The 11,894-nt window shown below is 33.9% G+C and carries 8 protein-coding genes; 2 read left to right on the top strand and 6 right to left on the bottom strand.

The annotated features are described in order from the left end of the window. Positions 1 to 54: 54 nt before the first annotated feature. From BXU01_RS23230 to BXU01_RS23210, 5 genes are all read right to left on the bottom strand, one after another. On the bottom strand, positions 55 to 1,188 hold the full coding sequence (locus BXU01_RS23230; RefSeq protein WP_083696191.1) for a TlpA disulfide reductase family protein: 1,134 nt from the start codon (positions 1,186 to 1,188) through the stop codon (positions 55 to 57). A 151-nt stretch (positions 1,189 to 1,339) separates the two neighbouring features. Further along, a complete protein-coding gene (locus tag BXU01_RS23225) occupies positions 1,340 to 2,530 on the bottom strand; it encodes a TlpA disulfide reductase family protein (protein WP_083696188.1) in 1,191 nt (396 codons plus the stop codon). A gap of 69 nt (positions 2,531 to 2,599) precedes the next feature. Continuing rightward, the gene (locus BXU01_RS23220; RefSeq protein ID WP_083696185.1) at positions 2,600 to 4,006 is read right to left on the bottom strand and encodes a RagB/SusD family nutrient uptake outer membrane protein; all 1,407 of its coding nucleotides are present in this window, start codon (positions 4,004 to 4,006) and stop codon (positions 2,600 to 2,602) included. A gap of 17 nt (positions 4,007 to 4,023) precedes the next feature. Beyond that, complete coding sequence (locus BXU01_RS23215) at positions 4,024 to 7,605, bottom strand: SusC/RagA family TonB-linked outer membrane protein (RefSeq protein ID WP_083696182.1); 3,582 nt, start codon at positions 7,603 to 7,605, stop codon at positions 4,024 to 4,026. A gap of 321 nt (positions 7,606 to 7,926) precedes the next feature. Further along, positions 7,927 to 9,078 carry a FecR family protein gene (locus BXU01_RS23210; RefSeq protein ID WP_083696179.1) on the bottom strand — a complete coding sequence of 384 codons (1,152 nt, stop codon included), beginning with the start codon at positions 9,076 to 9,078 and terminating at the stop codon, positions 7,927 to 7,929. 279 nt (positions 9,079 to 9,357) lie between these two features. Between BXU01_RS23210 and BXU01_RS23205 the strand changes: the two genes are divergently transcribed. Further along, positions 9,358 to 9,960 (top strand): RNA polymerase sigma factor, encoded by a 603-nt coding sequence (locus BXU01_RS23205; RefSeq protein ID WP_083696177.1) that lies wholly within the window; start codon positions 9,358 to 9,360, stop codon positions 9,958 to 9,960. A 199-nt stretch (positions 9,961 to 10,159) separates the two neighbouring features. On the opposite strand, the gene BXU01_RS23200 is transcribed toward BXU01_RS23205, so the two are convergent. Continuing rightward, positions 10,160 to 10,912 carry an MBL fold metallo-hydrolase gene (locus tag BXU01_RS23200; RefSeq protein WP_083696174.1) on the bottom strand — a complete coding sequence of 251 codons (753 nt, stop codon included), beginning with the start codon at positions 10,910 to 10,912 and terminating at the stop codon, positions 10,160 to 10,162. A gap of 97 nt (positions 10,913 to 11,009) precedes the next feature. Between BXU01_RS23200 and BXU01_RS23195 the strand changes: the two genes are divergently transcribed. Then, a complete protein-coding gene (locus BXU01_RS23195) occupies positions 11,010 to 11,882 on the top strand; it encodes a LysR substrate-binding domain-containing protein (protein ID WP_083696171.1) in 873 nt (290 codons plus the stop codon). The last annotated feature ends 12 nt before the right edge of the window (positions 11,883 to 11,894 follow it).

The raw sequence follows: 11,894 nt of genomic DNA, 5'->3' as shown, positions 1-11,894 counted from the left end.
GCACTTTTCACTGAGACTGTAAACTGAGACTGAAAAACTGTGACTATATACTTTTTAAGTTTTACTAAAAATTTCTTTCAATTTAGATTGAAGTTCTGCTTCTCTCAGGTTTTTAGCAATGATTTTTCCGTCTGGTCCAATTAGGTAATTGGTTGGGACTAATTTTACGCCGTATAGAGTTGCAACTTCATTTTGCCATCCTTTTAAATCTGAAACGTGTGTCCAGGTTAGTCCGTCTTTTTCGATTGCTTTTTCCCAAAGTTTCTTTTTATCATCCAGTGAAACTCCCAAAACATTAAATCCTTTATCGTGGTAGGTTTTATAGGCTAAAACTACGTTTGGATTTTCTTTACGGCAAGGTCCGCACCAGCTTGCCCAGAAATCTACCAGAACATATTTGCCTTTATAGTCTGATAATTTTACTACTTTTCCGTTTACATCTGTTTGAGAAAACTCTGGTGCAAGAGCTCCCGGAGCCGTTTTGTCGTTTAGGTCAATTGTTGCTTTTAACTGTTTTCCGTAAAATGATTTCTGAATTTCAGGAGTCAGAATTGCGTAGTATTTTTTTACTTGTTCAGGAGTTCCGTACGATACAATTCGGTCACTGATTACTAATGCCGCACCAATTTTATCTTTATTTTTCAGGATGTATTTATCTGTCAGACCATCGGCGAAAGCGGCAAGATCCTTCCATTTTTTATCCATCATGGTTTGTTGTTCCGGCGTTAATTTTACTTTTCCGTTTTGCTGTAATGAATCTGATAACTTATAAATAGGTCCGGCAATTTTTTGAATTTCCTTGAATTCGTTGTTATAATACGATTGATATATGTCGTATTGGGTTGCTCCGGTAATTTTGGCTTTAAAAACAGAATCTTTTTTTGCTTCGACTTTAATATCTTCATTATCTAATAAAAGAAAAGCGCCGTATTCTTGTCCTTTCAATTTTATGGTGTACAATAAAGGCTCGTTTACTTTTCCTTCAAATATAAAAGCACCTCCTTTTATCTGGGTAGAATCTACAATTTGTTTGTTTCCTTTTTCATCTGTATTTTCCAGATATACAGTTCCTTTATCTAATCCGGCAATGGTACCGTTGATAGTATAACCTTCCTTTTTAGAGCAGGAAGTAATTGTGGTTAGGAGCGCTAATGCGGCTAAACCTGATTTTAAAATTGTACTTTTCATGTTGTTATTTCTTTTGTTGTTACGATGTGTTTTTTTATAGTCGCAGTTTTTAGTATTCAGTCGCAGTGACAGTATTCAGTATTCGACTGATTAACGGCACTGATTACTGAGACTGAGACTGAGACTGCGACTGAATACTATCAACTATAAACTACGATTTCAAAAGTTCTTTTAATTTTTCTTCTAATGCAGCGCCTCTTAAGTTATCGCTGATAATTACACCTTTACTATCTACTAAATAAGTTGCCGGAATTGTTTTTACATTAAAGGCATTGCTTACTTTGTTATCATCTAAAAGATTATGCCATTGCATATTTTCCTGTCCAAGCGCTTTAAGCCACGCTTTTTGATCTTTATCTATTGAGATGCTCAATATTTCAAACCCTTTATCCGAATAAGCGGCATAGGCTGTTTTTAAATTCGGAATTTCTTTGCGACACGGACCACACCAGGATGCCCAAAAGTCTATTAGAATGTATTTTTTTCCTGCTATAATATCTTTTACATTATATGCTTTTCCGTCTTTATCATTTAAGGCAAAATTAGAAAAATTTGTGCCTACCAACGATTTAGGGTTTACTTCTTTTTCTACTAATTGTCCGTAATAGCTTTTTTTGGCTGTTTCTGAAAATTGCGCAAAAACAGGTTTTTGATCCGGAGTGAAGTAACTGTATTGTGTCAGCATAAAAAATGGTCCCCACCAGGTGGCTTTATGCTTTGCAATTAGATTCTCAGAACTTGATTGTACTTTTGCAAAAAATGCTTTTTCATCTGCTTCAAATTTTTTCCATTCAGGAGAATTTCCAATAGAATCCATTTGTTTTTTGTTGCCTGATGTTCTGGCTTTTGCATATAAATTAGAAATCGTTTCGGTTCCTTTATGATATGCTGCGTAGTCATTGTTCAAATCTTCTCTGAAAGCCGTTTCTTTTTTGAAATAATCGTTTGATTTTGATCCTGTAACTACTTCATTTTTAAAATTGATTCTTTCATTCTCTTTTGAAGTTTCGGCTTCTGCTGTTAGTTTTATTTTAGAATTTTCAACCAGAACGGGAATATATCCTTTGTTTTTTCCAAAAGAAAGATAAAATAAACGTGGTTCTTTTAATTTTCCTGTAAAGCTAAATTTGCCATCTTTACTTGTTGTTTCGGCAACCGCAGTTTCTGATGAATGAGTTGCTCCGGGAATCAACTCGATTGTGGTTCCGTCTGCAAGTCCTTTTATAGTTCCTTCAAGAGTATAAGATTGCGTAGCCGTTTTTTTTGTCTGTGCCTGATTGCTATAAGAAACCATAGATAAACCCAGACACAATGCAACTATTTTATATTTAATTGTATTCATTTTTTGATTGCTGTTTTTTAGAAAAAAGCTTCCTTTTCGAAAATCCTGATCAGGAAGCTTTTAAGATTTTTATTTGGCTACATTTTGGATGATTGTTCCGTTGCCGGGATTTTTAGTCGCGCCCTGAGGAAATGGCATTGTCCATAAATGTGAGGTTGATGATAAAGTATAGGTTGTTCCTGCATCTACTTTTGAGAAACTCACTTTATAAACGCCTTCTGCATTTAATCGGCGTGCATCTGCAAAAGGAATCAGGGTTAGAATAAGTTCGTTATTCTTTGTTCTGAAAATAGCGTTTAGCGCAGCCGTTTTATCTGTAGTTACAATATCCTGATATAAAGCCGGAAGTATACGGGTTTTACGAACTGTATTAAGTTGTGTTAATGCATCGCTTATTTGTTCTGCACGCGCAAGACATTCTGCTTTGATCAAATAGACTTCTACAGTTGTGATTCCGCCATAATTAAACATACCTGACAAGGTTCTTCTGTAGTACGTTTCTACACCAACGGTCCTGATTTTCCAACGTGATTTAAAGCGGACATCTCCGGCTTCAAAACGTTGTGCACGGTCTACGGGAATACTAAATTCTGTAGATAAATAAGTGGTAGCGCCATGACGATACGTATAATTCTCAACATAATCATATCCCATTGGCGATGGCGTATTGGTATATGAATTAGGCAGATCGATTATGGTTTTATTCGTCGTATAATATGCGTTCCAGTCGTATAGTTTATTATTCTCCGCAAGAGCCAGATTTGCATATTTTAAAGCTTCGGTATAATTACTCATTTGCAAATAAACGCGGGAATAAAACGCATAACCTGCTCCTAAATTAGGATGCAAAGCAGTTTGCGAAACTTTTGGTAAATAAGGCAATGCTTCTTTTACATCTGTCAGGATAAAATCATACAGTTCCTGAATGGTTACTTGCTTGTTTGGTGCATTAATATCTGCGCTTGTAATTAAAGGCACTGAAAGTTTTGTTGAGGCTGTTGAGGCTTCATACGTATCTGCATAAAAATTTACCAGATTATAGTATGACATGGCACGCAAAATTTTTGCCTCTGCCCAAACCACTCGCTTTTCAGCTTCGGTTGCTTCTGTTGTGGTTAAGGCATTTGCAATAATCAAATTAAAGGTAGAAATTCCTGCATACTGTCCGTAATATAATCTTTCGTCTGATTGTTTTAATTCGATACGATCAGCTGTTTCATCCCACATATAATTGGCTTTTGTCAAACGCTCAGCAGCGAGAGTGGCTATATCGATAAATTTATCGTTCATGAGGTTCAACGCTTGTGCTGCATCTACACTTTGGTTGGTGTATTCGTCACGAATAAAAGCTTCATAATCAGCCAGTGTTGTTGGTATTTTAGATCCTTTTGGCGCATCATCCAAATAATTATCACAAGATGCTACAACCAATCCTAATGCTAAAATGTATAGTATATTTATATATATATTTTTCATAGTATAGTCTTTTTAAATTAGAAATTAATGTTTACACCAAAAACTAAACTTGGGGATTGAAAACCATTTAAAAGATATTTAGCATCTCTGCTTTTTGCTACCGTAAAAACATTTTCTGCGTTAAGATTAAAGCGCACATCTTGTAAGTTTACTCTTTTTATCGCCTCTTTTGGCAATTGATAAGCCAGCGAAACATTGCTTAATCTGATATTCGAAGCATCAAGAATATTGATATCTGCATAACGATAGATGTCGCGGGAATCTGAAATAAAATCTGCTTCGTATTCGTATACCGCACGAGGTACATTAGTAAAAGCTTCGTCGCCGGGCTGTTGCCAACGGTTTACGATATTTTTATTTACAGTCGTGATATCTGTTACATAACTTCCTAATGCGCTAGAATAATTATTCTCTAACATGGGTAAAAATGTATTTCTTATTTTATGTCCTAACTCATAGATAAACAATGCCGAAAGGGAGAAATTTTTATAGTTCACAGAGGTATGAAATGATCCGCTATGCGTGGGTACAGTTGAACCATAATCCTGAATTGCCTTTAAATCAGCCGGATTGTATATTACTTTTTCGCCTTTTGCATTATAAACCTGCGGTAAACCTTTCTCGTTTAATCCTGCCCATTTATAACCGTAAATTGTGTTGTAATCGTTGCCAATTCTGGGATAAGAAGACGGATAATCTAATTGCAGGTAATATACGGGAGCTTCGACTTTTACATAATCGACTTTGTTTTTGTTATAGGCATATAAAACTGACGCATCCCAGGAGAATGAACCTGTTTTTACAATTGTTCCTCTTAAAGTCGTTTCGATCCCTTTATTGGTCATTTCTCCGTTATTTATTCTATAAGTCGAATAACCAAATCCTTCTGTTGGAACTCCGTTACTGCTTGCTAATAAATCTTGTCCTTTTTTATGGTAAACATCAAAAGTTCCGCTTAATCTGTTATTAAAAAATGCAAAATCTAAACCTACATTGGTTGTAGTTGTTTTCTCCCAGGATAATTCAGGATTTGGTCTTGAATTAACATATCCCTGATTTCCGCCAACATTTGTATTGGCATAATAACTGGCTGTTAAGTATGGTGCAGAATCTTTGGCAACATTTCCTCCAATACCATAAGATCCGCGAAGTTTAAGCATATTTATCCAGGAAACTTTAAAGAAAGATTCTTTATCAATATTCCACGCTGCTCCTGTAGACCAGGTTGGTTTATTTTGATATTTATTATCTGTTCCCCAAAGGTTCGAACGGTCCCAACGTAAACTACCTGTTAATGAATATCTTCGGTCATACGTATAACCTCCTGTTCCATAAAAAGAAACGTAACGGTTTACCAGTTCACGATCTGCTGCAAAATTATTTACTCCCAGGCTGCCTCCAAAAACAGTTCCGTACACTTTTAGCAAATCAGCCTGATTTACCGGTGTATATGACAAAGTTTGTTCGTCCCAGCCGTAACGTGTGTTATCACCGTATTCTACTTTTGAGTGACGAATTTCCATACCTGCAATGGCGGTTACATCGTGTATATTATTAAAATTCTGATCAAAATTTAATTGCTGACGGAAGTTGTAAGCATTCGTAAATTGATTTGTCTCTTTTAAAATATCACCATAAGGCAAGTTATAAACGGCTTTATTATTAACAATGGTTACTAAACCATTTACTGTAGACCTAACATTAAACGATTCTTTATCTCTTATTAAACTGCCACGATCAACACCGTATTCGTACTGAAACATTGTATTATAGGTAAGTGCATGACTGAATTTTATATTAAATTTTGCAAAAGTTCTGTTCAATAAGTTTTTAGTTTTATTTATGTTACGCCCCAATTCATCCATTGGTGTGATATCCATGTTGTAAAGACCATAAGTCTTCATGGACTGAAGCGTAAAATTATTATATCGTGATGCTGCTGTAGAAGTAAAATTTGATCCGTCATCATTTACTAACTGATTGTACATCTGAAATTTAAATTGTGGTTTAAGAGTACTAAAAGGATCATAGGTTTGTGTATCACTTTCTCCATAATTCATATAAGTACCTAAATCTAATGACAGCCAGCTTGTAATATCAGTTGAATTTTTTAAATTAATTCCAACTGATTGGTTATCAGAATAACGGTCTTCAAATTTATTTCCTTTATACGTCAGGGAAGCATTAAAACTATTCGATTCTGTTGCTTTGCCTAAACTTACGTTATGCTGAATAAAATATTGATCGCGTTTTGCATATTTGGCAATATCATCATAATATCTGTATCCTTGCGATCCTAGTTGATTTAAACGATTGTTCATATCTGCTTGGGAAATATTTCCTGCATAACCATTTAAAAGAGTTTGCATTCCCTGACTTGTAAATACGGCATTGTTTAATAAAGATTGTGCATAAGTACTTGCATTTGCTCCTTTTAAACTTGGGTTTGCATCAGCCCAGCCTTTTTCAAGACCAATAATATCACCTGCATCTGTAAGATTTCCGGTATAATTTCTATACGGAGTTACAGTAAGATTACTTGAAAATGAAATATTTGTTCGTCCGGCTTTTGCTTTTTTAGTAGTAATTACAACAACTCCATTTGCTGCGCGCGCACCGTAAATAGACGATGCAGCCGCATCTTTAAGAACTGTAATAGTTTCAATATCTTCTAAGTTTAAGTTTGGTAAACTTTCTGATAAACGAAAATTTGCATCATACTTGGTGTTCTCAATCGGGAAACCATCAATCACGTATAAAGGTGTTGTAAGACCGTTCATAGAAGTTGTACCACGAATTTTACCTCCCTGATATCCTACAATACGTCCTTCCAGAATTTTATCTAAACTGCTTAAACGCTGTTCCTGAAAATCTTTTGCTTTTAAACTGGAGAATGATCCTGTCGATTTTTCGGCCGAAATATTTTGATATCCCGTTGTCAGGACTACTTCGCCCAATTGAAGCGTTTCTTCTTTTAATACAACATTGATAACACTTTTGCCCTCTACTTTTATCTCTTGTCTGATATACCCCAGATATGCAAAAGCCAATGTCGTTTCGCTGCTTACGGCAATAATTTGATATTCACCATTAAAATCTGTCTGAACACCTCTACCTGAACCATTATCAGAAACTGCTGCTCCTACTAACGGAATCCCTTTTTCATCTGTCACTTTACCTTTTACGATAAAATCTGCCTCTTGTTTTTTACTAACAGGCTGTACCGGTTCCGGAGCTTTTTTGGGTGTTAGAATAATGTGGGATCCTGAAACTTTATAATCAGTACCGGTATTTTTAAAGATCGTATTTAGAATCGTTTCTATAGAAACATCACTGAGTCTGATGTCTATTTTACGGTCTAAATCAACCGATCTTATATTGTAAACAAATCTATAATCTGTAGTATACTCCAGCTTTTCAATAACTTTACCAACGGTCATGTCGCTGGCATTAAGTGACATTTTAGCTTTTTGCGAATACGAAACTCCCGCCTGCATCACTGTCAAAGTGGTAAATAAAAATAATGTAGTCAATTTCATCTTCAAATCAAATTTCAAAAAAGGCTTGTCGAACCTGATTTTGTTCAATAGTTTTTTCATACTTTTAAAATGTTTTTTAATGTTGGTTGGTTAATTAACTGATCGCATTTACTCTACCGGGAAATGTTGGCGCATTTTCCGGTTTTTTTATATAAACACAATCCTTTTTTCCGGACTTTTTGTTACATAGGCTTTTTTAATTTTAGTTTTCTGATTATTTTGATTGTTAGACTTCTTAGATTGTTAGACTACTTAGATTATTAGATTTTAGATTATTTACTATAAATTCACAATTCTATTCTCTTTATTCTTGCTTCTTTCATCTTGATTCTATTCTCTTTATTCTATTCTCTTTATTCTTTCATCTTGCTTCTCTCTCCTTTACCTAATCGTAATCTCATCCTCCTTTATCTTATAATCTATCGCATAACTATCGCTAAAATATTTTAAGACCACTTCGATAGGTTCATTATCAAATCGGGCGTTGAAAATTTCTTTTCCCAGTGCTTTATTTTTATTGATAAACGTTACGTTGTAATGGCGTTCGAGTTTTTTGATAATTGCATCAAAAGAGGCGTTTTTAAATACCAGGCTTCCTTTTACCCAAGCCGTATAATAATCAGTATTTACAGGCTCTGCAGTAATTTTTTGCTGACCTTTTATACTCGTTCCTTTTAATCCCGGAGTTAAATAAACCTGATTGTCTGTCGTTTTTTTATCTTTATAGAGAGAGACTTTTCCTTCGACCAAAACAACATCTGCGTTTATATCTTCCTGATATGAATTTACGTTGAACTTAGTTCCCAGAACTTCTACATTTAGTTCCTGAGTATTTACGGTAAACGGATGTGCTTTATCTTTTGAAACTTCAAAATAAGCTTCACCGGTTAAATATACTTTCCTACTTTTATTTTTCAGAAACTGAACCGGATATCGCAATGAAGTTCCTGCGTTTAAATGTACAATTGTACCATCTGATAACTGAACTTCAAACTTTTTACCGTACGGAATTCTCAAAGTATTGTACACTAATTCTCCGTTTGAATATTCATTTGAATACACCAATCTGTTTTTTTCCTGTTTACCAATTACTTTTCCGGATTTGTCTGTTATATCTCTCGCTTCAGCTGTATCGATTGTTTCTGACGATTCGTTGTCTAATTGCAAAACAATATCATCTTGTCTTGGTACCACAACATTTACTTTATGTTGAAACAAATCCGATTTTTGATAGAAATAAAATCCGCCTAAAACCAGCACTAAAATTGCCGCATATTTGTAATAAGATGAAAATCTTCTTTTTTGAAAAACAATATTTTCTCTCTCAATTCTTTCTGCTAATTGTTTTTTAACTTCACCTGAATCAAAAGTGTACATTGCAGCATCAATTGCGTAGTTGGTTTTTACAAAATCCTTAAACACAATTTGATTCTCCTCTTCTTTAAGCCATTCCGTAAGGCTTTCGATTTCATCTCTACTGGCCTGATTTGTGATAAACTTAACAATTAATCGCTCTGACTTTTTCACTGTCATTTTACTTGTTTTTAATATTATTACGAAGCAAAAAAACAAAACCCTAACAATTTGATAAAGTTTTTTTCATTTTGCTGATTTTTTTATTTTTCACAAGTCTTTTCTTTCAATAAACTATACTAATTTGATAGAAATAAAATAGTAAATGTTTTTATCTTTGCCATTTTGGGTGTTTTTATTTGTACTAATTTTCAAATAGAAAATTAAAAAAAGGCTCAATTTCAAGAAATACAACCCTAATTTTAGTCCTAAAAACTATTAATTTATATATTTGGTTCTATGAATATTGATGATTATAACGATAACGCAACATTAATTGAGTCTCTTAGCAAAGGAGATGAAAGTGCTTACAATTACCTTATCGACACGTATCATCATAAACTTTGTGTGTATGCCAACAGTCTTGTAAAAAATATTTACAGTGCGGAGGATATCGTGCAGAATGTTTTTATTAAAGTCTGGGAACAACGCACAAGATTAAAACCGGATCACGCCTTAAAAAGTTTTCTTTACAAATTAGTCTACAATGAATTCATTGATTTGTATCGAAAAAACCAATCCTTATTCTCGCTAGAAAAATCGTATTATGATGCGTTAAACTCTGTTATTCAGGAAGATGATTCAGAGTCATTTCAGCGTGTGCTGAATGTGGTAAACAGAGAAATTCAAAACCTTCCGCCCAAATGCAAAGAGGTTTTTATATTAAGTAAAAAAGAAGGCTTAACCAATATCGAAATTGCAGAACATCTCGATGTATCGATAAAAACGGTTGAAGCCCAGATTACCAAAGCTTTTTCGATTTTGCGATCTTCATTAGAAGAAAAAGTAAGAAGTGTTTTATTTGTGTTATTTTCTAAGAAAAAAAAATTCAGACTCAACTAATCGTTTCGTCTGAATTTTGATATATTTTTTTTTTAAGGATATTGTTTTAAACACATAGAAACATAGTCTTTGCCTGCTTAAAAAAGGCATTTCACTTTACATTAATTCACATAGCTATCTGTAAAAAATAGCTAACTTTTGCGCAATACAACAAATATATTCTCTAACTTCTTGTGTCTAAAAGTCTTGCCTCTTGCTTCTATATTCTTGCTTCTAAAAGTCTTGCTTCTTTCTTAAACTCCAATACAGGCTTTTTCATATCGTGATACAACAGCACTTTCCAATGTTCGTCTTTTGCTTGCTGTTCCCATTTTTTTCGCGATTCCATGGCACGTTTGCCATCATAATCTGTTTTGTAGGCAACATGCATTTTTAAATATGCTTCTTGTGGTAAATCATCGGCTCCGTAAAAGATAATCTCGTTATTTTCCTTAATCCAGAAAACCTGATGAAATGGCGAATGTCCTCCGGAAACTTCATAGATAATTTCATCAGTTATTTCTCCCTGATCTTCCTCAAGGAATTCTACATTTGGAAACTTTTTTATTTCATTCAAAATCTCCAAATTATAAGACGGATGTTGTTGGGTTAAAGCAAAATCAAGTTCTCTTTTTTGCATGTAAATGGTTGCATCCGGAAAATTTTGAACAAAAGTATCTCCTTCAAAAAAGCCAATTCCTTCGATATGATCTTTATGGAAATGTGAAATCAGGACTTTTGTAATTTGTTCCGGCTTAATGTTATGAGCTTCGAGTAAATAATGAACGAATGGTCTTCCGTTTTTAGAAAATCCTAAACCTAAATCCAATAATATATAATCCTTTTGGGTAACAATCAAAAAAGGCTGAATCGCCATTTTTAGTCCTGAATCAAGCGGAAATTCATTTATCAGTTTAAATTCTTTTTTACTGTTTACAACGTAATTCCCTTCTTGTAATGGTATTATTTTCATTTTACTAAGTCATTATTTGTTACAAAGGTCTAAAGAATTTCTATATTTGTAAAACGTTATTTTTCGATAACATCAATCGATAAAACCGATTTAAAAAATGGAACTCCGACAACTTAAATACTTTCTTAAAGCAAAGGAATTGCTCAACTTTACCGAAGCGGCAAATAGTCTAAACATTAGCCAAAGTACTTTATCCCAACAAATTAAACAGCTTGAAGATGAGTTACAAATTTCTCTCTTTAATAGAATTGGCAAACGAATAACCTTGACCGAAGCCGGAGAATTATTCTCTAGTTTTGCGCTGCAAAGTATCAGCAAAGCAAATGAAGGTTTTCAATTATTAAAGGATTTAAACAACCTTAATACCGGAAAAATTGCGATTGGTGTAACCTATGCTTTACGGGATATATTGACGCAAACCGTAATTGAATTCAATACAAAATTTCCTGAAATTGAATTCGAAATTGTGTTTGGCACTTCTAAGGAATTGATAGAAAAACTAAATCATTTTGAACTGGATGTTATTCTGACTTTCGAAGAAATTATTACCGAAAATCACTTTAAATATCAGGCACTTTTTACCTCGCCAATGACTTTGGTAACAGCAACAGAATCTGCTTTAAAAAACAAGAAATCCATATCCTTAAAAGAAATCAGTAAATTATCCCTTGCACTTCCTGCAAAAGGATATAGCACCACTCAATTTATTAGTGATGCTTTTGCCAAAAGCAAATTACATCCAAAAGTGGCAATCGAAATCAATGATATCCCAACACTTTTAGAACTCGTAAAAAGCGGAAATTGGTATACGATTCTCACCCAAACCACCATTAAAAGCGAAAAAGGAATTTCGTGTATTCCGATAGAAGGAAAAAACATGACCAGAACGGCAATGATAATTTCGATTAAAGAGGTCTATGAAAAAAAGGCGGTTAAGGTGTTTTTAGATATTTTGAAATCGTTGGTTTAAAATAAAAAAAGC

Origin of the sequence: [Flexibacter] sp. ATCC 35103, assembly GCF_001975985.1 — a bacterium.
In the GTDB taxonomy this organism is placed as follows: Bacteria; Bacteroidota; Bacteroidia; order Flavobacteriales; family Flavobacteriaceae; genus Flavobacterium.
Note: the sequence above shows the minus strand (reverse complement) of the source record. Positions and strands in the feature narration are given on the sequence as shown.

Bases quoted from the DNA above. Each gene is read 5' to 3' on its own strand.
- BXU01_RS23230 (WP_083696191.1), bottom strand. From the start codon at position 1,188: ATGAAAAGTACAATTTTAAAATCAGGTTTAGCCGCATTAGCGCTCCTA.
- BXU01_RS23225 (WP_083696188.1), bottom strand. From the start codon at position 2,530: ATGAATACAATTAAATATAAAATAGTTGCATTGTGTCTGGGTTTATCT.
- BXU01_RS23220 (WP_083696185.1), bottom strand. From the start codon at position 4,006: ATGAAAAATATATATATAAATATACTATACATTTTAGCATTAGGATTG.
- BXU01_RS23215 (WP_083696182.1), bottom strand. From the start codon at position 7,605: ATGAAAAAACTATTGAACAAAATCAGGTTCGACAAGCCTTTTTTGAAA.
- BXU01_RS23210 (WP_083696179.1), bottom strand. From the start codon at position 9,078: ATGACAGTGAAAAAGTCAGAGCGATTAATTGTTAAGTTTATCACAAAT.
- BXU01_RS23205 (WP_083696177.1), top strand. From the start codon at position 9,358: ATGAATATTGATGATTATAACGATAACGCAACATTAATTGAGTCTCTT.
- BXU01_RS23200 (WP_083696174.1), bottom strand. From the start codon at position 10,912: ATGAAAATAATACCATTACAAGAAGGGAATTACGTTGTAAACAGTAAA.
- BXU01_RS23195 (WP_083696171.1), top strand. From the start codon at position 11,010: ATGGAACTCCGACAACTTAAATACTTTCTTAAAGCAAAGGAATTGCTC.